Annotated in this window: 16 protein-coding genes; 14 read left to right on the forward strand and 2 right to left on the reverse strand. The window is 70.7% G+C overall.

Features of this window, described 5'->3' with window-relative positions:
• Positions 1–19 precede the first annotated feature (19 nt).
• Genes IU476_RS07620 through IU476_RS07630 form a run of 3 tightly spaced genes read left to right on the forward strand, consistent with a single transcriptional unit; the run spans position 20 to position 3,760 of the window.
• Positions 20–811 carry an enoyl-CoA hydratase/isomerase family protein gene (locus IU476_RS07620; RefSeq protein ID WP_195098135.1) on the forward strand — a complete coding sequence of 264 codons (792 nt, stop codon included), beginning with the start codon at positions 20–22 and terminating at the stop codon, positions 809–811.
• Positions 812–815: 4 nt separating this feature from the next.
• Positions 816–2,963: an acetate--CoA ligase family protein gene (locus IU476_RS07625; protein WP_195098137.1), complete on the forward strand. Its 2,148-nt coding sequence runs from the start codon at positions 816–818 to the stop codon at positions 2,961–2,963.
• Positions 2,960–3,760, forward strand: a complete 801-nt coding sequence (locus IU476_RS07630; protein WP_195098139.1) for a crotonase/enoyl-CoA hydratase family protein — start codon at positions 2,960–2,962, stop codon at positions 3,758–3,760. The genes IU476_RS07625 and IU476_RS07630 overlap by 4 nt, the downstream gene beginning before the upstream one ends.
• 3 nt (positions 3,761–3,763) lie before the next feature.
• On the opposite strand, the gene IU476_RS07635 is transcribed toward IU476_RS07630, so the two are convergent.
• On the reverse strand, positions 3,764–5,374 hold the full coding sequence (locus tag IU476_RS07635; RefSeq protein ID WP_195098699.1) for an FHA domain-containing protein: 1,611 nt from the start codon (positions 5,372–5,374) through the stop codon (positions 3,764–3,766).
• Between the two features lie 139 nt (positions 5,375–5,513).
• Between IU476_RS07635 and IU476_RS36735 the strand changes: the two genes are divergently transcribed.
• The 11 genes from IU476_RS36735 (at position 5,514) to IU476_RS07690 (ending at position 23,019) form a co-directional block, all read left to right on the forward strand.
• Positions 5,514–6,704 (forward strand): DUF7373 family lipoprotein, encoded by a 1,191-nt coding sequence (locus IU476_RS36735; protein ID WP_195098141.1) that lies wholly within the window; start codon positions 5,514–5,516, stop codon positions 6,702–6,704.
• A gap of 145 nt (positions 6,705–6,849) precedes the next feature.
• The gene (locus IU476_RS07645) at positions 6,850–7,188 is read left to right on the forward strand and encodes a hypothetical protein (RefSeq protein WP_195098143.1); all 339 of its coding nucleotides are present in this window, start codon (positions 6,850–6,852) and stop codon (positions 7,186–7,188) included.
• Positions 7,189–7,215: 27 nt separating this feature from the next.
• On the forward strand, positions 7,216–7,554 hold the full coding sequence (locus tag IU476_RS07650) for a hypothetical protein (RefSeq protein WP_195098145.1): 339 nt from the start codon (positions 7,216–7,218) through the stop codon (positions 7,552–7,554).
• 3 nt (positions 7,555–7,557) lie between these two features.
• Complete coding sequence (locus IU476_RS07655) at positions 7,558–9,687, forward strand: hypothetical protein (protein ID WP_195098148.1); 2,130 nt, start codon at positions 7,558–7,560, stop codon at positions 9,685–9,687.
• 61 nt (positions 9,688–9,748) lie between these two features.
• Positions 9,749–10,414, forward strand: a complete 666-nt coding sequence (locus tag IU476_RS07660; protein ID WP_195098151.1) for a hypothetical protein — start codon at positions 9,749–9,751, stop codon at positions 10,412–10,414.
• Positions 10,415–10,417: 3 nt separating this feature from the next.
• On the forward strand, positions 10,418–10,852 hold the full coding sequence (locus IU476_RS07665) for a YbaB/EbfC family nucleoid-associated protein (RefSeq protein ID WP_195098153.1): 435 nt from the start codon (positions 10,418–10,420) through the stop codon (positions 10,850–10,852).
• Positions 10,849–11,172: a WXG100 family type VII secretion target gene (locus tag IU476_RS07670; RefSeq protein WP_195098155.1), complete on the forward strand. Its 324-nt coding sequence runs from the start codon at positions 10,849–10,851 to the stop codon at positions 11,170–11,172. Before IU476_RS07665 ends, IU476_RS07670 begins: the two co-directional genes overlap by 4 nt.
• Before the next feature lie 15 nt (positions 11,173–11,187).
• Entirely contained in the window at positions 11,188–20,301 is a 9,114-nt protein-coding gene (locus IU476_RS07675) for a WXG100-like domain-containing protein (RefSeq protein ID WP_195098157.1), read from the forward strand.
• An 80-nt stretch (positions 20,302–20,381) separates the two neighbouring features.
• Complete coding sequence (locus IU476_RS07680; protein ID WP_228823321.1) at positions 20,382–20,837, forward strand: hypothetical protein; 456 nt, start codon at positions 20,382–20,384, stop codon at positions 20,835–20,837.
• A gap of 11 nt (positions 20,838–20,848) precedes the next feature.
• On the forward strand, positions 20,849–21,403 hold the full coding sequence (locus IU476_RS07685) for a hypothetical protein (protein ID WP_228823322.1): 555 nt from the start codon (positions 20,849–20,851) through the stop codon (positions 21,401–21,403).
• Positions 21,404–21,594: 191 nt separating this feature from the next.
• Entirely contained in the window at positions 21,595–23,019 is a 1,425-nt protein-coding gene (locus IU476_RS07690; RefSeq protein ID WP_195098161.1) for a type VII secretion-associated protein, read from the forward strand.
• Here the strand turns inward: IU476_RS07690 and IU476_RS07695 are convergent.
• A complete protein-coding gene (locus tag IU476_RS07695) occupies positions 23,006–24,139 on the reverse strand; it encodes a metallophosphoesterase (protein ID WP_324193924.1) in 1,134 nt (377 codons plus the stop codon). The genes IU476_RS07690 and IU476_RS07695 overlap by 14 nt on opposite strands.
• Positions 24,140–24,298 lie beyond the last annotated feature (159 nt).

Below are 24,298 nucleotides of genomic sequence, written 5' to 3' on the forward strand. Positions count from 1 at the left end.
ACAGAGGAGATCCCCTGCGATGAACGCACCCACCGACGCCCCGACCGTGCTGGTGTCCCGCCGCGGACAGGTCGCGGTGCTGACGCTGAACCGGCCCGACCGGCTCAACGCCGTCAGCGAACAGCTCTACCGCGCCCTGCTCGACGCCCTCGTGACCGCCGACGACGATCCGCAGGTCAGGTGTGTGCTACTCACCGGGGCCGGGCGCGCGTTCTGCGTCGGCGCGGACCTGAAGGCACACGCCGCCGGGACCCGCACCCGCGCCGAACGGGAGAACTACGTGCTGCTCGGGCAGGAGGTGTGCCGGCAGTTGCAGACCATGTCCACCCCGGTGGTGGCCGCGGTGCACGGCTACGCCCTCGGCGCGGGCGCGGAGCTGGCGGTGAGCGCGGACTTCCTCGTGATCGCCGACGACGCCCGGATGGGCTTCCCGGAGGTCAGCATCGGCACCTTCGTCGGCGGCGGCGTCACCCACCGGCTGCCGCGGCTGCTCGGACTGCGCCGCGCGACCGATCTGCTGATTCTCGGCGAACGCTTCACCGGCGCAGAGGCTTTCGACTGGGGTCTCGCGCACGCCGCCGTGCCCGCCGACGACTTACTCGATGCCGCTGCGGCCCTGGCCGATTCGCTGTCCACCAAGGCGCCCCTGGCCCTGGCCCGGATGAAGGCGGCGCTGCGCCGCGACGATCCGCTGCACATCGCCCTGGACAGCGAGCCGCGAGATCTGCTGGCGCTCATGGAGACCGAGGACTGGGCCGAGGGCGTGGCGGCCTTCGCCGAACGCCGCGACCCGGTCTTCCGGGGGCGGTGAGCCGATGACATCCTCCGCCACGACCGCGCTCTCCGAACGCACCGCTCTGCGCCGACTACTCGATCCGCGGTCCATCGCGGTCGTCGGCGCGTCCACCGATCCGGCCAAGCGCGGCTACCAGGCCATCCGGGCGCTACAGGAATCCGGGTACGCCCACCCCGTGTACCCGGTCAATCCCAAGGCCGCCGAGATTCTCGGGTTGGAGGTCGTCGCGAGTGTCGACCGGCTGCCGCCCGGCGTCGACGTCGCGCTGATCGCGGTGCCGGGCACCGCGGTGCCGGAGGTGCTGCGACAGTGCGCCGCCGCGGGTATCGCGGGAGCGGTGGTGCTGGCCAACGGTTTTCGCGAGATCGGCGCGGCGGGCGAGCGGCTGGAGGCCGAACTCGCCGCCGCCGTCGCCGACAGCGGCATCCGCGTGATCGGACCCAACACCTCGGGTATCGCCAACGTCGACAGCGGCGCGAATCTGGTCGGGCTGCAAGACATTCCGCGCGGGCCGATCGCCGTCGTCACGCAGAGCGGGAACATGCTGCTGTCGTTGGTCAACGACGTGCGCACCGGGCGCGGGCCGGGCCTGCACGCCTACGTCGGCCTCGGCAATCAGATCGACGTCCGCTACGACGAGTGCCTGACCGAACTCGCCGCCCAACCGGGCTGCGCGGCGGTGGCCGTGCACTGCGAGGGCCTGATCGACGGGCGGGCGTTCCTCGTCGCCGCGGCCCGCGCGGCCACCCCGGTCGTGATGCTGCGCGGCGGCCGGTCGGCCGCCGGACAGCGGAACGCATTGTCGCACACCGGATCCGTGGCAGGCTCCGACGCGGTGGCCACCGCCGTGCTGCGCCAGGCCGGGGTGGAGACGGTGCAGCGCTCCGACGAACTCGCGGTGGTCGCCGGGGCGCTCGCCACCACCGCGCCGGTGCTGCCCGGGCGGCGGGTGGCCGTGCTCAGCGACGGCGGCGGGCACGCGACGCTGGCCGTCGACGCGCTCACGACGAGCGGGATCGAACCGGCCGAGCTCAGCGAGCCGACGCGGGCCGCGCTGCGCGAGTTGCTCGGTCCGGCCGCGACCGTGGCCGATCCGGTCGACGTCGCGGGCGCCACCGACGCCGATCCGACCGTCTTCGCCGCGGCCGCCGAGATCCTGATGGCCGATCCCGCGGTGGGGCTCATCCTGATCGTCGGCCTGTTCGGCGGCTACCACCTGCGGTTCGACAGCGCGCTCGAGGCCGCCGAGAACGAGACCGCGCACCGGCTGCTCGCCGCCCACGCCGCGCACGGCACGCCGCTGGTCGTGCAGAGCTGCTACGCCGGCGCGGCGATCGACAATCACGACATCCTGCGGGCCGCGGGCGTGCCGGTGCTCGCCTCGATCGACCACGCCGTGCGGGTCACGGCCGCGCTGGAGCGGCGCGGGCGGCTGCTGGAGAGCGCCGGTCGACGTTCGTCGCTCGTCGTGCCCGACCCCGCGCCGCCGGTGGCCACCCGGCCGGGCGTGCTCGACGAGCCGATCGCGCGCAAGCTGCTCGAGGCGGCCGGAACACGCATCGGCCCTTGGGCTTTCGCGCGCACGCCGGAGGAGGTCCGCACGGCGGTCCGCGGTTTCGACCGGCCGTGCGCGGTGAAGGTCGTCTCCCCTCAGGTGGTGCACAAGTCCGAGGCCGGGGGTGTGCGGCTCGACGTCACGCCCGACGACGCCGTCGCGCGGACGCGGGACATCATCGACTCGGTACACGGTGCCGTGCCGGACGCCCGGATCGACGGCATGATCGTCACGCCCATGGCGCCGCGCGGGGTGGAACTGCTCGTCGGGGCCACCCGCGACCCGATCTTCGGGCCCGTCGTCGCGTTCGGCAGCGGCGGCGTGCTGGTCGAGGCGCTGGCCGACGTGACCTTCCGGGCCGCGCCGTTCACCGAACTCGAGGCGCACGAGATGATCCGGGAGACGATCGCCTCGCGACTGCTCGACGGGTACCGGCACCTGCCCGCGGTCGACCGCACCGCGCTGGCCCGGTTCCTCGTGCACGTCGGCGACCTAATCGCCGCCCACCCCGAGATCGCGGAACTGGACCTCAATCCCGTCGTCGCCGCGGGAACGGGCATAGTTCCGGTGGATGTCCGGATCGTCATCGCCACCGAGGAGGACCCGTCGTGACCGAGCCCGTACTGATCGAACGCACCGGCGACGTCGTCGTGTGGACGCTCAACAACCCGCAGGCCCGCAACCCGATCTCCGAGGCCGAGACCGTCGACGCGCTGGAGCGGGCCGTCCATGCCGTCAACACCGATCCCTCGGTGCGGGTGGCGATCCTGACCGGGGCGGGGACCGCGTTCTCCTCCGGCGGCAATGTGAAACACATGCGCGACCGGACCGGGATGTTCGGCGGATCCGCCGCCGAGTTGCGGCAGGGCTACCGGCACGGCATCCAGCGCATCCCGAAAGCGCTGTACCACTGCGAGATTCCGACCATCGCCGCGGTCAACGGACCGGCGGTCGGGGCGGGGTGCGATCTGGCGCTCATGTGCGACATGCGAATTGCCGCCCGCACCGCGACCTTCGCCGAGAGCTTCGCCAAGGTCGGCATCATTCCCGGTGACGGCGGCGCCTGGCTGCTGCCGCGAGCGGTCGGCATGGCGCGCGCCAGCGAGATGGCGTTCACCGGCGAGGCGATCGACGCGGCGACCGCGCTGGACTGGGGACTGGTCTCGGCGGTCGTCGAACCCGAGGAACTGCTCGACGCCGCCCGGAAGCTGGCCGACCGGGTCGCCGCCAATCCGCCGCAGGTGTTGCGGATGACGAAAAAGCTGCTGCGCGAAGGGCAGTGGCAGAGCCTGGACAGCCTGCTCGAACTCTCCGCCGCGCTGCAGGCCATCGCGCACGGGACCGAGGACCACCAGGAGGCCGTCAGCGCCATGCTGGAGCGACGCCCGCCGCGCTTCACCGGGCGCTGAGGTTCAGCCGAAGGGCGGCGGGGCGGCGGGTTCGAGCCGCAGCACCCGGTTGCCGAGCATGATCTCCGCGCCCTGCACCAGCACCATGGGCTGGTTGGGGGTCAGGCGGATCCAGTCGTGGTAGCCGGGCAGGCGGGCCCGGGTGCCGTTGGTGGAGCCGCGGTCCACCAACGTGACATCCCAGTTCACCAGGCGGATCTCGGCGTGCGCGCGGGACATGCCGCCCGAGGTGTCCTCGATCTTCAACGGCATCAGGCCGTGCCGGGCGGCGTCGGAACTCTCGGGGTCGCGGCCGATCACCGCGTCGGCGGCGAGCAGGTAGGTCATGCCGTCGTCGAGCACCAGCATGCCCAGCGGCGGGCGCACCACGTCCGCCGGCGCCTGGGTCTGGTCCACCGGCATCCCGCACACGGTGCAGAACGCCGACCGCGGATCACTGGGATGCGCTCGCGCACAACGGAACCCGACCACCTTCACCGTCAGCGAGGTGGCGCGCGTCGTCGCCTCCATCCGGCGCTCCAGATCCGGATCCGGCACCGGATCGATCCCCCCGGCCCCCACCAGCGGCTCGGAACCCGTTGCGGGCATAGGCGTCTCGGTAGTCGGCGGCACCGGCCGCCCCAACTGCGTCTCCGCCAGCCGCGCCGCGAGATCCGCAGCCCCCGAGCCGATCCCAGCGATCGGCCCCGACCCGTGATCCGCGCCGACTCTGCCACCCGCGACCGCCTTTCCGGCCGCGCTTCCGCTCGAGTCGAAGCCCGCAGCAGCGCTGGGCTCGAAGCCCGCCCCCGTGCTCGGGTCAAAGCCCGCCCCCGTGCTCGGGTCGAAGACCGCGCCCGTGCTCGGATCGAAGCCCGGCCCTGCGCTCGCGCCCGAGCCGCTGCCTGCGCCTAGCGCGGCGGCTCCGGAGCCGGGTGCGTCGCCTGCGCGCTGGAGCGGTCTCGGTGCGTTCGGAAGGTGTTCGTGCGCTTGGGCTTCCGGCCGGGTGGGGGGCGCGGGGCGCGGTTCGGCAGGGGAAGGCGCGGTGTCCGTGCGCCGGTGCGCGCCCCCGGGCGGACGGACCCGGTCCCGCGCGCGGGTCCGCTCGCCCTCGAACCAGACGATTACGCCCGCGGCCGGTGCCACGCCCTCCACCAGTGCGCCGATGCCGCGCTCGGGGATTTCGGGGGCGTCGCCGTCGTCGTCGATGTAGAGGGCCGCGGCGCGGGACGGGGGCGCGGCCACCCGGTCGACGGTGAACGCCGCGTCCTCGCCGCGGTAGTGCTCGATGCCGTGCTCCCCGACCAGGATCGCGGTCACCGCGCCGTGCAGGAAGATCGCCAGCCCGCCCGTGTCCGCCTGCGACAGGATGCCCAGATCGATCGGCCGGTCCGGACTGATCTGCTCGGCATCGCGCATCAGCCAGCGCGTCGCCTCCCGCGCGACCAGTCGACCCGGTCCGGCGGGCGCCTGCTCGGACGCCTCGGCCACCAGTTGGGCCAAGGCCTCGGCGGCGCGCATCGCCGGGGAATCCGGTGTGACGCGGCCGGGTTCGCGGTGCCCGACCAGCACCACCGCGCCCGCGATGCGGACCACCACATGGCTGCCGGTGACAACCTCGACCTGCCGATCCATCAACGGAATCGGCCTCCTGGTCGGGTCTGCGCGGTCGTCACCACATGCACCAGGTTAAGGCAAACCGTTCGCACCCGACCCCCGCCCGCCTCCGGTCCGGTAATTTGATACGAGCACCGGGAGGAACGGGGGCTGGTTCATGCGCCGGAGAACATGTGCACCACTCGTCGTCGCAGTCGTCGCGCTGGCGGGACTGCTGGCCGGGTGCGGCGCGAAAGGCACACCGCTGGCGGCGGAATTGGATGTGCGCACCCTCGATGTCGGGCCGTACGCCGTCGACCGCTACGACTACAGCCGCCACTCCGCCGGGGACGGCGCGCTGCTGGAGGGCATGCGCATGTCGCAGGCCGTGGTGCCGACCGTGCGCATCGATCCGGCATTGTCGATCGGCGCGGGCGGTCGCGTGGTGCCCGACAGCGAGAACGCCACCGACCATCTGCTCGCCGGAGTCTCCAAGGCGGTGCTGGACCGGCGCAGCATGGTGGTGGGTTACGTGGCCGGCGGCGCCGATCGGGCCGAGGTGCCCGCGCCCGGTGCCACCGCGATCACCAACCTGGTCCTGCGCTTCCCCGACGCGCAGACCGCGGCCCTGGCCGCCCGCGAACTCGAGGACGCCGACTTCGGCGTCGCGCCCGACGTGAACCGGAAGCTCACGCTGCCGCAGTATCCGGACGCGTTCATCCACTATCGGCCCGGCGTCGCCAACATCGGCACCTTCATGGCCTATCGGGAATTCGTGATCTCGCTGTTCGTCGAGCGCCCGCGCCCGGAGGAGCCGGACCTGCTCGCCTGGGTGCAGAAGACGCTCGACGCCCAGGTGCCCGCGCTGGACCGGTTCCAGCCGACCCCGCAGAACCGCCTGAGCGAACTCCCCCTGGACCCGGACCGGCTGCTGGCCCGCGCGGTGGTCCGCGACCGCGACCAGAAGGCCGACGCCGACCGGTTCGCGGTGTTCGGCGCGCCGGCCTTCGTGCACCCGGCCACCGACGAGTCGGCCCGCCAGCGCCTGGTCGAGGACACGGGCCTGGACGCGATCGCCATCGCCGAGACGAGTTCGGTGCTGCGCGTACGTGACTCGGACGCGGGCGCCCGCCTGATCAACGGCCTGATCACCGGTTCCGGCTCGCAGTACGATCCGGTCACCGCGCCCGCCGGCGTGCCCGGCGCGAAGTGCCTGCAGCTCAACAGCAAAGGCAACAGCCGCGACGAGGCCGCCTACCGCTGCTACATCCCCTACCGCCGGTACGTCCAGGTCGTCGTCGCCGACAGTCAGCAGGACGTCGGGTACCGCACCGCCGCCGCCTACGCGCTGATGGCCAACAACTACTGACGAAACCCGCTGTCCGGCAACGCGAGAGCAATAGGCGTCCGGATCGGCTGGCGACACTCCCGGTCGATCTGAGATGATCGGCGCGACGAGCCGCCCGCTCGGCCGGTTCGCGGTGTAGGCCCGATGCGAGGAAGGGGGGTGCGGTGTGAATTGGCGTGTCCGCGTGGACGACATCACCCACGATCATCTCGCCGCCGTCCAGCAGGTCGAGCGGCGCACCGCCGAGATCGAGGCGCAGGCCCGGGAGGCGGCCAGCCGCATCGGCGAGCAGGCGGCCGCGGCGACGGGGGCGGAAACCCCGCAGGAGCAAGCGGCCCGGGAGGCGCGGGAAGAACGCGACCGCCTCCTGCGCGAGTCCGTGGCCCGGTCCGCGGCCGAGCGGGGGCGTCCCCGGCAGGACGGCTATGTGATGCCGACCGACTGGACCGACGAGGACGAGGCGAGGGCGGAGGGCTACGGCCCGCCCGACAGCTGGCTGAAGTAGTGCACATGCGCGGAGGGAGGGCAACCGGTGAGTGACTGGTTGAGGATGAACCCCGACGGGGTTCGGCAGCAAGCGGATTCGTACGCGGCCGCGTCACAGGCGTTGTCCGGCGCGGCGGATTCGTGGGCCGCCATGCTCGCCCCCGGCGATCTCGGCAGCGACTACCAGCGCTTCGCGAAGGACATCGTGACGGGCTTCGAGCACGTGACCCAGATGGTTCGCAACTGGTCCGGCGCCTGTGCGTCGTTCGGCGACGCGCTGCGCCACAGCGCCGACAACGCGCAGTACACCGACGCGCAGTTCGCCGGCGAGGTCGGCAAGGTGACCTTCGACGGCACCGGCGATCTGACCTCCGGCGGGAAGTAGTCCGTGGCCGACAAGCCCAGTCTCGGCAGCGGTGTCGAGGCTTCCTGGGTCACCATCACGGGCACCGACGAGAAGAAGTCCGCCACCTGGGCCGGGTACGGTCAGGCGGGCGTGTCGGTGGATGCCGCCGTCGACGCGAGCAAGGGCGACTACCGCGCGAGCGACGACGCGGCGGGCATTCTCGACTTCAGCGGCGGGATCAGCGGTCTCGACACGCTGCACTGGTTCCACCTCGTGCAGGCCCGCTACGCCCTGACCGGAAAACAGCCGCCCGCCGACATTCCCGCGCTGGCGACGGAGAAGGGCATCGACACCCTCTATTTCCGGCAGCGCGACATGCGGCTCAACAATCTGTTCGGCGCCGGGCAGCGCATCGATCAGGCACTCCCGCGCATCCGGCAGGCCGACGACGACCAGCAGCAGGCCACCCGCCTGCTCGCGGGGTACTGGCAGGGGCCGACCGGTGCCACGGTGCAGGACAAGCTCACCAAGCTGGGCACCTGGTCCGCCGACGCGCTGGCGGAATTGAACGCGCTGCCGGGCATCATCGGCACGGTCGTCGACGAGATCAAGCGCTGCCTGCAACGCAAGGCCGAGGCGTTCGCGGCGATCGGGTCGGTGCAGCGCATCAACGGCGTGAACATGATGAACGGCGAGAGTATCGGCAAGGCGATCAACAGCCGCAATGCGGATAACGCGGCCGCCGCCAACGACGACGTCTCGCTGATCCTGCTGTATGCCGCCCGCCGGGGCATCGGTGATTCGGTGCGCGAGCGGATCGAACAGATCGCGGCCGAGGGTGTGGCCTTCGGGCCCAATCCCGGTCTGCCACCACGCAAGAACAAGCCGCGCGCCTCCACCGACGGAGGCACCGGCGCCTCGGTGTCCCCGGTCGACAATACGGAGTTCGACGACAAGGCGCAGCAGCTGTGCCAGCTCTGGCGGCAGCACTTCTGGGAGAGCGTGGAGGGGTATTTCCGGGCGTACTCCACCCTGTGCGCGGATACCGATCGGGCGGTGCAGGGGTATTTGCAGGTCGTCATCGACGCGCTGAATCATGTGGGGCATCTCGACAAGCCGCCGGTCCCGGCGGGCGACCCGTCTCAGCCGGGGCCTTCGCAGCCGGGACCGTCGCAACCGGGGCCTTCGCAGCCCGGTCCTTCGCAACCGGGGCCTTCGCAACCCGGTCCGTCGACCACGCAGACCGCTGGGGTCCAGGCGGCTGCGCAGACGAATCCGCTGCAAACACTGACCAGTCTGGCCGGGCAGGCCGCCCAGACCGTGCAGCAGGGCGTCGGGCAGTTGGAATCCGCTGTCCAGCAAGGGTTGAGCGGTCTCGCCGGAGGTGTTCCCGGGGGCAGCTTGTCGCCGTCCGACACCGGTGCGGGGTCGAAGACGCTGGCGAATTTCAATGTCGCGGGCTCGAATCTGGCTGTGACACAATCGCCCAACGGCACCGTGACCGCCACGCTCACCGGTCCCGACGGCAAGCCGCGGCAGTATTCCGTGGGTATCAAGGACGGCGTGCCGTTCTTCACCCCGGGTGGCGATCCGTCGGCGGAACCGGCTGCCGCGGAAGGTGTTACGCACGGATCAACACCTGGCGGCTCCGCGCAGGGGACCTCGGGGCACAGCGGTTCCGCCCCTGGGCCTTCGGGCCATGTCGGCGCCTCGGGATCGGGCGTTCCCGCGTCGGGGCAGCACTCGTCCGTCCCGACTACCGGCACCCCGGAGCACGGGGTGTCGTCGACGGGGCAAACCGGTTCGGGCACAAGCGAATCGCAGCCCATGGCGGCGAACTCCGCCGGTATGCCCGGCATGCCGATGGGCGGCGGTGCGGGCGGCAGCGCAAAAGGCGGATCCGGCAACGAACGCTCCAGCACCGGAATCGTTCCGCCACAGCCGTTGTGGACCGACCTGCCAGGCCGGGACGGTCCGACGCTGGAAGCGCCCGAGGGTGCCTCGGAACCGGCACTCGGCCCCGAACTCTCGCTCGCCGGGCCACTACCGCCCGCTCCCGTGCCGAACCCGCCCGCCGAGATACGGGTCGAAACCGCTGCGCCGCCGGCCGAACCGGCGCCGCCCCGGCGCACCGACGGCGTCAAGATCGAGATCGATTTGGGGGACCGATGAGGGCGGCTAGGCTCTGGACGCAGCAGACCGGCACGGCGATCACGCACGACGAGGGGGAACGATGAATCTCAGCTTCCGGGCGCTTCGCGAGGAACTGCACATCTCCGACTACCCGGGCGCCGACGTCCCCGTTCTCCCCCGGCCCACCGAGCAGGACTACGAGTGGGCGCGCGCCAATCCCGGCGGGTGGCAGCCGTTCGTGGACCCCAGGGCCGACAAGTCCGCGCTCACCGAGGCCAACGTCCTGGGCGGCTTCGTGGCCGACGACAAGGGCGGGATCGTGCCCCGGCTGAATCCGAAATTCGTGCCGACGCCCGAGTACGCCAAACGCGACATCGCCAACGAGCTCGAACTGGTGATCTGGCGAATGGACTACGGGTTCAGCAACATCGGTGATTTCGTCGACGCGTTCAGTCGCAGCGAGGTGATCGCGTTGCTCAGTCCTGCCGATCCGCAGGGTCTCAAGGGAATGCCGGTGCGGCGTACCGGCGACGAGTGGGGCTTCGACATCTACACCTCCGCCAACCGGCTGCCGCCCGAGACGAATCCCTGGCTGCGCCGGACGATTTCGGGCCGGCTGGTGCTCGACGAGATCTGCCCGCACGAACGGATGTCGATCCTGTTCAATCCGGAGGGCATACCGTTCCTGGAGTTGCGCGGATCGCAGCTGGTCACCTGGTGGCGCGAGGTGCAGGACGCGAAACTCGCCGCGGGACAGGAACAGTAGGGCATGGACGACTACGAGCGGCAGCAGATCCGGTCCGCGAACGCCGGGCTGCACGCGGCGCTGGACGCCTTCCACGACGAATACGACCGCGAGATGAGCCAGCTCGGCGAGATCAACCGCAAGCTGGCGGCCTTGAAGGTGCACGCCACCTCGCCGAACAGCCTCGCCCGGGTGACGGTGGACGCGTCCGGCACGGTCACCGACATCACCATCGCCGACGACGCCTTCCGGCGCAGTTCGCCGAAGTTGTTGAGCGAGGACCTGAATGCCGCGATCCGCGGCGGCATGGAGGCGGCGGCGCAGGCGCGGGAGCAGGTGCTCGCGCCGATCAAGACCGTCGTCGACGGGATGGCCGATCTGAACGAAGTCGTGCCGGGCGCGCCGGGGCTGCGGGAGTTGCGGGCTCGGCTGTCGGAGCGAGAGAGCGAGGACCGTTGACGCATTTCTGGGCCGATCCGGAGCGGCTGCGAGCGGTGTCGCCGCAGTTCGAGCTGCTGGGCGAACACGTCGACACCGCCTTGACCAAGTTGCGGGAGGGCATCGAGGCCGAGGGCAAGTGCTGGGGAACCGACACGCCCGGTACCGAATTCGAGAAGCAGTACCCGCAGGGCACGGGGCCGGGCAGCGTCGGGGAATCGCTCGCGGCGCTGGCGGGGCTCGCGGCCAGGCTGAAGGCCACGGGCGACAAGATCACCGGTGCGGCGAATACGGTCCAGACGCAGGACGAGGACAGCGCCGGCCGATACGGGCAGGTGTAGGCGAGGAGTGCACGCGTGACGTTGTGGTGCCCGCCGCTGCCCGGGTTCCTGATGGACTTCGTGCTCGGGCACTGGCCCGAGGGCGACGAGGACGCGATGCGCCGGGTGGCGGACCACTGGTCCGATATGGCCACCGCGCTGAAGGAACTGCAGCAGCCCGCCGACCAGGCGATGAACACGGCGATGGCGGCGATCGACGGGCAGACGCGGGACGCGATGGCCAGCTACTGGCAGGACATCGCCGGTGGTGACGGCAGCGATCTGCAGAACCTCATCACGATGTGCGAGAGCTACGCCAAGCAGCTCGAACACGGCGCCACCGACATCGAGCACGCCAAACTCACCATCTACATCTCGGCCGCCACGCTGCTGATCACCTTCATCCCGGGCTTCGGCACGGTCGCCGGCGCGGCGGCCGCGACCGCGGTGAAACTGGTGATCCGCAAGGCCGCGTCGGAACTGCTGGAGAAGCTGGCCGTCAAGGGCGCCACCTTCCTCGCCGAGCGGGCGGCCGCCCGGGTCGGGTTCCGGATGGCGACGGGCGCGGCCGTGGGTTCGGCGCTGGGCGGCGGCACCGACCTGGCCGCACAGGGCATCGAGATTGCCGCCGGGCACCGCGAGGGCGGCATCGACTGGGGTTCGGTCGGCACGGCGACCAGCGCGGGCGCGGTGGCGGGCGCGGTCGCCGCCCCCATCGGCGCGAAGGTCACCGAGGGCCTGGCCGGCACGGTCGGCACCGACGCGGCGGCAAACGGCCTGGGCGGCATCGTCACCCGCGCCGTCGGCGAGGTCCCCGGCAACGTGGCCGGCAACGCCGCCGCCGGCCTCGCCACCACCGGCCACATCGACACCAACACCTTGCTCGAGGGCGCAGGCGGCGGCCTCAGCCGCGGCGACGGCACCCCCGGCAGCCCCCACCCCTCCCCCTCGGAAACCCCTGGGCCCCACCCAGATTCCCCCACCCCCACCGACCGAGACCGCCCCACCCCGGCTCCTCAGGACCACCCAAACCCGGCTCCGGCCACCCAAGACCACCCAAACCCGGCCCCAGCCACCCAAGACCACTCAAACCCGGCCCCAGCCGCCGAAGACCACCCGAACCCGGCATCGGCCACCCAAGACCACCCAAACCCGGGCCCCGTCACTCAAGACCACCCGAACCCGGCGTCTCCGTCCGCAGTCCCCGAAACCCACCCGGGCACAACACAACCGGAAGCAACCACAACCGCCGCAGGCGTCCAAACCCCCACCGACACCCCACCCCCGAACACCACTCCCACAACGCCCCAACAAACCCCAACCCCCGCACCAGACCCCCGCCCCACAGACTCCCCCGCCCCCAACAACCCCACCCCCTCGGACCGCCCCGCCCCAGGCCCAACCCCAAGCAGCGGAACAGGATCCACACCCAGCAGCGCTCCAGGACCAACGCCCAGCAACGGACCGACGCCCAGCACCCCGGGGCCCACACCGAGCAGCACCCCGGGCCTCACAACTGCGGATCGCGGGGCCTCGGGTGCGGCGACGCCAGTCCCTACGGACCGCAGTGCGTCTTCGCCGGGGCCCTCCGCACCCGACCGTGGCAACCCCAACACCACACCCGCTTCCGGACCGGACCGTGCTGCCACCCCGAGTCCTGCCAACGCATCGGGGAGCACTTCCCCTGCCCGCGCCGACCGCGCTCGAACCTCCGACGCGCCAAGCACACCCGCCGATTCCACCTCGCGTCCGCAATCCACTCCGCGCCCGGACACAACCCCGCGACCAGACACCACTTCGCAGCGGGGCACGACCTCACGGCCGAACGCGACCACTCGCCCGGACACCACTCACCGGCCGGACACAACTCCGCGGCCGGACACCACGTCACAGCGAGACACGACCCCTCGCCCGGACACCAGCCCGCGCCCGCACGTCGACTCAGGTTCTGAAACCGGGCGGCGGCCAGAGTCGATCGCACCGTCCGACCAGGCTTCGACGCCGCACATTGCTAACCCCGCGCCGAGCGTCGGGCATCCGGACCATGCGGCCACGACGCCTCGCGAAGTAGCACCTCCGCGCACCGAGCCGGGCACAACTTCCGAGCGTGGCGAGGGGTCTCCCGGCACCGATTCCCAACCGGACCGGACTCCGCCGAGACGCGAAACCGACGGCAGCACAACGCAACACGTTGAGCCTGCCATGCAGCGGAGCGCGGAGGTCAACCCTAGGGGTAACGGCCCTCGCACGGATGTTCCACATCGAGTCGCAGAAGAGGGTGCCCGCCCGACGACTCCCCGCGAGACACCCGCGTCGCCCCCAGGTGAGGAGCGAGGCGGCACCTCTCCAACCGAGACGGGAGCGCGGCCGACGTCCGGAGACACGGACGGCAATCGCGGTCCACGGCCCGGCGACGAGACGCCCGGTGATCGAACACGTGGCACCGCAAGCAATGTCGGCGATTTCCGCGGCGACAGCCGACCCGCCGATCAACCGGATCTCACACGCGCGCAGGTGCTGCGCGCGGTCACCGCGGAGATGCCGCTGATCCGGCCCGAGGACGTCGGCTGGATCCCGAACGAGCAGTGCTTCATCGTGCCGGGCGGTCGCGACATCCACATCGACGTCCAGCCGATCCCGGACGGCGCGGTCGCCGAATTCCATTTGCGCCCCGACGGTTCCGGCTACGACCTGCACGTCTCACCCCGCGCCCGCGACGAGGACATCGTGCGCGCCATCGCCCACGAGGTGGCCGAGATCCGGCTGCTGCAGGATCCGCAGATCCGGGTCGACCCCACGGCGGACCGGCCGGGCGAGATGACCCCGCACCTCAGCGGCCGGTTCGCCGAGGCCAACGCGCTCACCATCCAGATCGAACGCGCCGCGCTCGACCCGGCCCGCGCCCACGAATTGCCCAGGCTGCGCGGCGATCTCGCCGATCTACTCGACCAACTCGGCATGCGCGATTTCGGCACAGCCGAGGCGCCGTGGCGGCTGCTCGACCAGCACCGCCCGGACCTGGTCCCCAGACTGGACAGACAGCTCGCGCACCTGCCACAGGGCGATCGCCCGGAAACACCCGCGCGTCACCCCGCCGATACACCGGCAGACCACCAACGCGGGCGCGGCCCCACCGACGACTCCGCACCGCCGATCCGGTTCGGCAGCAACGAAGAAGGGCGACGCTACGGCGAAGAGGTCCTGGGCCCGATCCGCGACGCGCTGCCCGACGAACAGCGCGAGGCCGCCGCCCGGTACAGCTCGACCCGGTGGATCAACGAACTCGCCCGCGACCCCGACCCGCGCGGAACGCTCGACACGATGGCCGCGGACCACCGCGCCTTGGCGGGCCTGGCCGCAGCACTGCACAACGACGGGCAGCAGCACCCCGACATCCTGAGCGCCGTGCAGTCCATGGACACCGTGCGCGACCTCGCTCAGCGCACGGATCTTCCTCCCGCCGTGCGTGATACGGTCGACACCCTCCTGCGCTCCGACAACCCGGACCAGAGCCTCGCGGACATGCGGCGCTGCGTCGACCGGTTCGAGATCATGCGCAACAGCCTCGGCACCGAGCCGACGCCGGAGCTGATCACGGGGTACCTGGCGGCGCTCGACGGTGCCGTGGGTCATCCGACGCCCGAGTCGTTCGAGGTCGTGCGCGGCATGTCCAGCCTCGAACACCTCGTCGGCGAGAACGGTATCCCGTTGGGCGGCAGGAACCCTCGCGAGCTGGTCGGCACGGTGCAGACCGAGCCCGGCTATATGTCGACCAGCCTGCTGCCCATGCCGGTGCAGGATTTCAACGGCCCCATCCGACTCGAACTCGAAGTGCCGGAAGGCACCAACGGGTTGTGGGTCGGCGATCGCGGCAGCGCCGGAAGCGAGAACGAATTCCTCGTCCCGCGCAACTCCCGCTTCGTCGTCACCGAGGTGGTGGAGCAGCCTTCCGGCGACCGCTACCACGGCGTCGAGTATCTGGTCCGAGGCCGTTTCGTCACACCCGATTTCGTGCCCGAGCCCGCCCCCGGTTCCCCGCACCACACGCCCGAGCGGCCACTCGTATCGGAAACCGCCCGCCCACCCGGAACTCCCGGCACCCGCCTACTGAACTTCGATTACCCACCCGAGCCCACACCGTCACCGACGAGTGAACGCGCGCCGCTAGGTGACGCGGAAACCGCTGCGCCGCAACAAGTTCCAGACGATTCGGGCTCCAGCTCGCATCCCGCGACGCCGGACGCGGCCGAGTCACCAACCACGCCGCCCACACGCCCAACCGAACACCCGCGCACGTCCCTGCTGAACCTGGACCCCGGTCCGGACGTCTACGACCACGCGCCTACACCTTCGTCCGAGAGGCACGTACAGACCGGTGGGGTTGAACCGCCTGCGCCGCAGCATGTGCCGTTCACCGATTCCGCGTCTCCAAGAACAGTCTTCGAATCCACGTCATCGAGTCCCGAGGGTCCCCATCGGCCCGATTCCTCCACACATCGGGACGCGACCCCAGATTCTGAACCGACGCCGCGTCCCGACACGACGACACCGCATCCCGACCCCGCCCTGCCTCCCGAGCGGCCGCAGATCCGCCCCGGGCCGGACGCCGAGCCCATCGAACTCACCGAGACCCGGCAACGCCTGATCGAGGAGTACGCCGCACGGCACGACATGTCGTACGACGATGTGGTCAACGGAATCGAGTCGGGCCGACTGGTTTTCGGCAGCCACTACGGCCTCGGCGACGACGGCCCGATCCTGCTTGAGACCCCGGACCGCATCGACCGGCACTACCTCACCGAGGTCCTGGAGGTCCGGCACGACTACGCCAGGCGCACACCGGGTTACGCGAGTCTCGAGAATGCCCCGTTCACGCCAGGGTGCCCGGAGTCCGAGCTGCCCGCGCACATGACGCGCTCCGTCCCCGACGGCGCGTTCGGCGACGCTCTCGCACCGGTGGATCCCGACGCGATATTCGTCGGCCACCCGGAGGACGGATTGTCGCCGATGTGGCGCGACCACAGCGCCGGCGACGCCTACCTGGAGCCGCGAAACGCGCTGTTCCGCATGGGCGTACGCGGCCCGGAAATCTTCGACACCGGCTTCGCGGCCCGCGAGCCCGACAACCTCAACATCCTCGGCCACACCGGCCAGACCCGCGACGGGCAGGGCTACGGTTTCGTCTCCCTGTCCCGCAGCCCGGAGGAAACGGTCTACCGGGAGTCGGACATCCACGCCAGCCGCATCGACGAACTCGTCGCCCGGGGAGACCTGGAACGCCTGCCGGACGGCAACTTCCGCCAGATCCGCTACATGCACGAGCTGTACCACCCCTACGGCATCGACGTAGACGCCACCCTCCGCGACACCAACCAACACCCCGGCCACCGCGAAGCCGAAATCCTGGCCCCCGGCGGCATCTCGGGCGACACCGTCTACCGAGTCTGGCCCCGCGAAATGATCATCGACGCAACCGGCCGCCTCGTCTCGGTAGAAATCGGCAACCCCATCTACAACCCGAACTTCGCCCACCGCAACAACCCCCACTTCATCACCTCCCACACCGATCCCCCCACCCCCACCAACCCACCACACACCCCCGACACAACGCACACCCCCACCCCATCGCAAACACCCGCCCCGAATCCCACGCACACACCCGCCGCACCACACACACCTGCTCCTGCGCACACATCCCAGTCGCACACGGATGCCTACTCCGCGCCCCACGATCCGAGCCCTGGTGTGCAACAGCATCTTTCGCCCAGCCAGGCAACGACACCACCGTTCCGCTCACCCGGCCCCGCGGCACCGGCACACGCGAACATCCCACCCGCACACGACCCGAGCACGCCGTCTCATGGCGAAACGCACACGCCCGCACAGCCGTTGCGAGCACCCGATTCACCGCCAACTCCCCACACCGACGTACCGCACCCGTCTTACCCTCAGTCCACTCCCACGCCGCACCGCGCCCCGGAGTCCCAACCCCCGACCACTCCCGCACCCCACCACACACCCACACAACCGTCGACTGGCACGACACCACACCACACACCCACCTCGCATCCACCGACCAGTCCCGCCCCCGCACAACCACACAGCGGTCCCACACCACATCGAGCACCCGACGCGCACACGCCGATGGGCCCCGCAGCCCACCGCACACCTGAGACAGACACCGGCACAGCAGCCCGTGCGACACCGCACCACGCACCCGAACCACATCCTGGAACCGGGTATGCGCCACACCGCGCGCCCGAACCACATTCACCGGCCAACACCGCACCACACCGCCCAGACGGTCCTGCACCCCACCGCGCACCTGAACCGGGCGCCGGCACACCGGGCGGTGCGACACCGCACCACACACCCGAACCGCACCCTGGAACCGGGTATGCACCACACCGCGCACCCGAATCACACCCACCAACAGGACGCGCACCACACGGCGCGCCGGAATCACACCCACGCGCAACACCCGCACCACACCGGGCACCCGAATCACGACCGCCGACAACGCCTGCTCCCCACCGCGCGCCTGTGTCACGCCCACCGGTCGACCCGGGACCACGCCACGCGCCCGAATCACGCCCACCGGCCGAGCCTGGGCCGTACCGCGCGCCCGGATCACATCCACCGGTCGACGCAGGACCACCCCGTACGAACGTCGCACCTGCACAGCAGTTCCCGGCTGCTCCGGCGCACCGGCCGGGTCCCGGCATGCCTCCGACTCAACACCCGGCACCACCGCACCGAGCGCCGCAGGCCGACCGCCCACCGTTGAGACCGGATGCCCGGCAACCGCATCCGCAACCTCATGGGGCGGGGGAACCACCCCGTGGCCGCGCAGAGCATCCGCAGCCGACGCGGAACACAAATGAGGCGCAGCATGTTCCGGCCGCGCACCCGACCCGGCCGCCGCATGCGCAGCAGGCGGGTGGGGCGCGGCAGGCTCGTGAGGGGTATCGGGCGGTGCGGCCGGAGCATGGGCGGGTGACGCCGGTGCGGACGGAGCGGGGGGCGAATGGTGGGCCCGCGTATGTTGTTCGGCGGTATCCGGATGCGCCGGGCGGGCCGATCACTGTGGTGTCGGTGCAGGTGCATGTGACCGGTGATCGCACAGTGTCGCCCGAGGAGATCGGGCGGGTATGGGAGCGGGCGCAGCAGGCGACGGATGCGGCGTTCAACCAAGGGCGGCAATTGTTCTCGGGTGACCGGGTGCTCGTCGACCTGGTGCACACCCCCGATCCGGCGCAGGCGAACATGCACGTCCATGTCAGTGATTCGCCGGGACCGTGGCACCCGAACGGGAGCCCCGAGGCGGTCGCCCGGCAGCTGCGCGAGCAGCTCGGCCTGCCCGCCGAACAGGGTCATCCCGCGCGCGGACTCAGTCCGGACGATATCCGTCAGCTCAGCAACGACATCGACCGAGCACACTCTCCCGCGCGTGCTCCGCACGCCGAAACTCTTCCGACGCACCAGGAACCGCCGACGCACCGCCCCAGCCCGGCCGAGGCCCACGCGCGTTACGGCGAAAGCACCGGCGCGGGCGTCTCGCACCACCGCGGCGACCCCGCGCTGGGCGACCTGCCGCACCGCGTCGCACCCGACCCCCGCTACTTCACCGCCGACGTCCACGTCACCGCGGACGGCCACGCCCTGATCGGCGGCCACCGCTACACCCCGGCGGAATACGCGCAGATCCTCCGCCACGGCACCGCATGGGACGGCCGCCAACCGGTCCGTCTCATCGGCTGCGACGCCGCCGCCAACGGTTTCGCCGCCCGCCTGTCCCACCATCTCGGCACCGACGTCCTCGCCCCCACCAGAGCCGCCTGGAGCGACCCCCACGGCCGCGTCTTCGCCAGCTCCCCGGAGATCGGCCCCGACGGCAACCGCCGCCCCCGCATCCCACCCGACGGCGAATGGGTGACCCACCGCCCCGACGGATCCGCCTTCCGCACAACCGAAGACGGCTTCGTCCCGGGCACCCACCCCGACGCCAAGCACAACCTGAACCCCGACGCCTCCCGCGAACGCTCCGACCAAGCGGACGCCGCGCGCGACCGACCGGACAACACCGATGTCACACGGTATTTGAACGAACCGCACGTATCGGAGGCGCTGGCACGCGCCGATGCGCGGGGAGTCGTCGCCGATGACGGCCGCCCGATCGGCGCTGTAGTACGCGAGGGGCTACCGCAGCACCCCGAACTGGCCAGAGCGATACGCGACAACCCGTATCTGGAGCGCTCGGTCCTGGAACAGCCGAAGGCGCTGGCCTCTCTGCTGGCGCAACCGGATTCGATCCCGATCCTCACCGAGGCCCTGCACTCGGTCGCCGAGCGTGGACCGGAAGCCATCCTGGCGGATCCGCCACACATCGAGCCGACACCGCTGACGCCCGAGCAACGGCACCTCTCGGAGACGATCCGAGACACCGTGGACGACGTGCCCCGCAACCACCGGCGGCAACCGGGGTTCGACGCGACCAGGCAACACGACCCGGCCTATCAACATGAGTACTTCGAGCATCTGTACGAGATCCGCGCCGAGACACAGGCGCAGCTGAACGAGATTGTCAGCGATATCGCCGGCCGGACCAACGGTGAGCCCGGTTGGCGGACACAGGAAAAGGACCGTGAACGAGCATGGGCGAAGGTCGCGAAGTACCAGGGCGATGTGTCGCTGCTCACCGATCTGGTCGCGGCGAAGATAAAGTTCGATCGGGTCGCCGACGCCTATGACGCGCTCGAGTTGATCGCCGCCGATCCACGCATCGAGGTCGTCGCGTTCGACGATCGGTTCGCGATGCCGGAGAAGTCGGGTTATCGCGACCTCCAATTGAAGGTTCGGCTGCAGAACGGGCATGTCGCCGAGTTCCGTCTGCACCTGAGCCACCTCGACAAGGTCGCGGCCTACGAGCATGCCCTGTACGAGATCCGACGTGACTTCGACAGCATCGCGCGAAGCCAGAGCCGTCCCTTGAATGCCGATGAGAAAGCACTCGATGCGGAGATAAAACGACGCGCCGCGGCGCTGTTCTGGGATGCCACCAGGAGGGGACTGCCCGACGCCGGGCCCTCCGATGCGCACGGTCCCGAACCAGCCGGTCCCGCGCCGCACCCCGACCGGAGCGGACCGTAGCCGTGAACGCTTCTCGACACGTGCGACAATCCAAAGCACAGTCGGCGATCTTTCGTGACCCGACCGGAAGGGAACATGTGATGCTGTGGCTGAGAGAGTCACCCTCGTATTTCAGATTCTATGCCGGGACCATTCGCCTCGAGGAGTCGGAGAGCGGAGAAGTCACCGGACAGAAACTGAATATACGAACCGGATTCTTCGAGCCCGCCTCGTTCGACGAGATCAGCGAGGTGCTGGGCGCTTCGCAGGAATTCGATCTGTCGGAGATCTCCGAGAAGCAATTCGTGAAGGCCACCGAGGAAGCGCGGAGCGACTACCTCCAGGGCGATGCGCCCGTATTCGAGATATATCGACAGATAGCCGAGATCTACCAGGCCGCGGAGCGAGAGGGGCGACGCATCGATCCAGCGGAGTCAGCCGAGATTTCCGCGTTGCGCGCTCGCACATTCCGCATGTGGGAAGACGAAGCGGCCCGGCGAGCTGCCGGTGAGCCACCGACCTTCCACTGTTCCGCCGTAGGAGATACGCGGGGATGAAAGGAGATACCGTGCCCCACACCCTCCCCCTGGCGCGGACCAATGCCGAGGCGCGATTGTTTCTGCAGTTGCAGCCCTGCCCGCGGTGCGGGAGTGATCGGTGCGCTTTCCGGAGCACGGTGGTGACGGTCGACGGGCAGCTGGCGAGCCGGTACAGCGGTGAGTGCGCCGGGTGCGGGGAGCGGCGCGTGTACGAGTTCCGGGTGCCCGAGGAGGTGCTGCCGCCGCCCGCGGGGTCGGTGCGGTTCGGCGCCGATGATCCGTCCGAGCTGCTCGATCCCGGTGTGTGGCTGTGGTACGCCGATATCTGCGCCCGCCAGATCCCGCTCGACGGCACCGAATTGGACGATCGGGCCCGCCAGGCCGGCAGGCATGCGGCCGCCACGGCGCTCGCCGCGGTCGAGGAGGTGCTGAAATTCTTTCCGCCGGGCGAGGATCGGCTTCCGGCGAGCGCCTTCGTCTCGGCGGACGGCCAGGCGATGTACGCGCGCGAGCCGGGCCGGTTCACTCGCTGGCGGCTGGAGGCGGTGCGCGACTCGTACGCCGAAACACTGGCTCGCTGGTGACGACACCACCCCCGTCACGCCGGTAAGAACCCGGCTCGAGCGCCGAAGCACCGCTGCCCGCGCCCCTGAGCGTGTCATATCCCTGAAGTAGGATGCCGCGTGGACTACACGGAAGGGGCGGGCGTGCGGATCGCTGTCATCTCGAACGGCAGGTCGTGGGCTGCGAGCACGGCGCGACCGGTAGCGCTCTGATGCCGGCGGTCGAACTGGTTCTCACCGACACCCGGCTGTGGGCACGCAGCGAGGCCACCTACTGGAACGGTCCGCCGTCCATCGTGCCCGCCAGCGACGGCGTGAGTTTCGTTGTGGGAGAGGCACTGCGGCCGCAGTATCCGGCGGTGTCGGTGGTGCGGCTGGCCGACGCGGACCGAATCGCCTTCCCCGCGTTGCCGACGACGGCCGACGCCTTCGCCGTGGTGTTCGGCGCGGTGCTGACCAACCTGCAACTCCCCGGACCGTGTGACCGTCTCACCGTCGTGGCGCCGTCCGAGTGGGGTCGGCGACGCCGGGCCGCGGTGCAGACGGCCGCGAGCCGCCTGGTCGCCGATGTGAGTGTGGAACCGCTGGCGCTGCGCGCGGTGTCGCTCGGCGCGAGTACCGCACAGCACCAACGGATCGCGGTGCTCGAGCTGAATCCGCTGTCCACGACGGTCACCCTGGTCGGCCGTTCCGGCTCGGACACCTGGATCGACGCCTGCGAGCACGAGCCCACCGCCGGCCTCACCGACCCGCCCGAGGCGATCGGCGCCGTGGTCGCCCGCGTACTCGCCGGCCAGACCCCGACTTACCTACTCGCCCTGGGTGTTCCGGACCCGACGCACCTGGATGCGCTGCGGGCGGCCATCGCCGCGCAGTGCGGTTTCCCGGTCGACGTCCGGCCGATCACGGGCGACGAGCTGATCCAAGGCGCGCCGCCCGTACCCCAGGCCATGCATTATCGCCCCGGAACCGAACAACCCACACCGGAGCGCGGGCCGGGGCGGGGTTACGACCGCGATGCCCCGCTGCGCTCGCTAGCCGCGCAATCGCCTCGCTCCCGGCGCAATACATTCCTGCTCGCGGCCGCGGCCGCCGTGGTGGTCGCGATCGCGGTCGGCGTGGCCGTGGTGATGGGCACGCGCTCGGACGAACCCGCGGTCGCCGCCCAGACCACCGGCGCGACACCGAGCGGCTCCGCCCCGGTCACCGGCCGTTCCACCCCGCAGGTCTTCGGCCGCGTCGAAGTCCGGATCCCGCCCGGCTGGCGGGTCGCGTCGCAGTCGGACACGCGCGTGGACCTGATGCCGGAAGACGGTGCGCGCCAACGCATGACACTCACCCAGAAGACCCTCGCCCCCGGCTCCGGCGTCGAGGAGGTCGCGCGCACCCTGGAGGCCCAGATCCAGCGCCGACCACCGGGCACCGTCAGCGACCTGCGCCGCGACCCGACCTTCGGCGGCCGCCCCGGCCTGTCCTACGAGGAGTTCCCGCCCGACGGGACCACGGTGCGCTGGGAAGTCATCGTCGACTCCGGGCTACAGGTCAGCATCGGCTGTCAATACCCTTCCGGCAGTTGGGAACCCCTCGCCGGCGCCTGCGAGCAGTTCGTCCACGACGTGCAGCTCAGCCCGCGATAGGCGCGCGCAACACCAGCACCGTAATCTCGCTCGGCGCGAACAGCCGCAGCGGCGGACCCCAGAAGCCGGTGCCCCGGCTGGTGTAGAGCTGGGTGTGCTCCCCGTGCCGGCTCAGCCCCGCGACCACCGGCTGATCGAGCCGGACCAGATAGTGGAACGGCCAGATCTGCCCGCCGTGCGTGTGCCCTGAGATCTGCAGCGCCACACCGGCTTCCACCGCGTCGGTGATCTGCTTGGGTTGATGCGCGAGCAGCACCACCGGCACGTCCGGGTCCACGCCCGCGAGCGCGGCGGGCAGGTCGGGACCGTGCCCGTCGAGCGCGATTCCGGTCGGATCGTCGATACCGGCGATCACCAGCCGGTCGCCGCCCTTCTCGACGACCTGGTGCCGGTTGCGCAGCGGCTGCCAGCCGATGCCGGTCATGTACTCGATCCAGCCGGGCGCGTCGCCGAAGTACTCGTGGTTGCCGGTGATGTAGAAGCGGCCCAGTTCGGCCTCGACCTTGCCGAGCGGCTCCACCTGCGGATGCCGCCGCGACACCGGGCCGTCCGCGAGATCGCCCGCGTGACAGGCGATGTCGGGCCGTTGCGCGTTGACCACCTCGACCACCCGCTGCGACCAGCGCAGCCGGTTCAGCGCCGCGAAATGGGTGTCGGTGACGACCACCAGCCGCAACCCGTCGAGCGCGGGCCCCAGCCGCGGCACGGTCACCTCGACCGTCCGGACCCGCGGCACCCGGCGCGCCTCCACCAGTCCCCAGCCGCACAACGCCGCCCACACCGCGAGCACGCCGATCGCGACCGCACGCGACCGCAGCGGGTCGTCCACGCCCGCGACGGCCAGGCCCGCCCGCGCGACGGCGCCGATCACCGACCAGGTGAACAGCACCCACACCGTGCCCAGCAGGGTGTCGCCGACCACCACCGCGGCATCGGACTGCCGGGGCCCGTGCCCGAGCAACAGCCCGGCGGGCAGGGCGAGGAATCCGAGCACGAAGACCGCCGAACCGAGCCAGAACATCGGCCCGCTGCTGGTGCTGTAGACCAGCAACCACCACGGGACCAGGAACAGCAGCGCCGGAATCCCCAGGAACAGGGCCACACGCGGGATGTACTTCACCAGCTCATCCTGTCCGTCCGCGGCGGTCCGCGCCACCAGAGCCCCGAAAACGATGGTGCCCGGTATGTCTTTGCAGGTGCTATGTTGTCAACCGCTCGATCGCGGCGCCTTGCCGGCAAATCGTGGCTGTGTGGAGGCGGCCGAGTTCCGACGGAGGGG

It is taken from the genome of Nocardia blacklockiae (assembly GCF_015477355.1).
Taxonomy (GTDB): Bacteria; Actinomycetota; Actinomycetes; order Mycobacteriales; family Mycobacteriaceae; genus Nocardia; species Nocardia blacklockiae.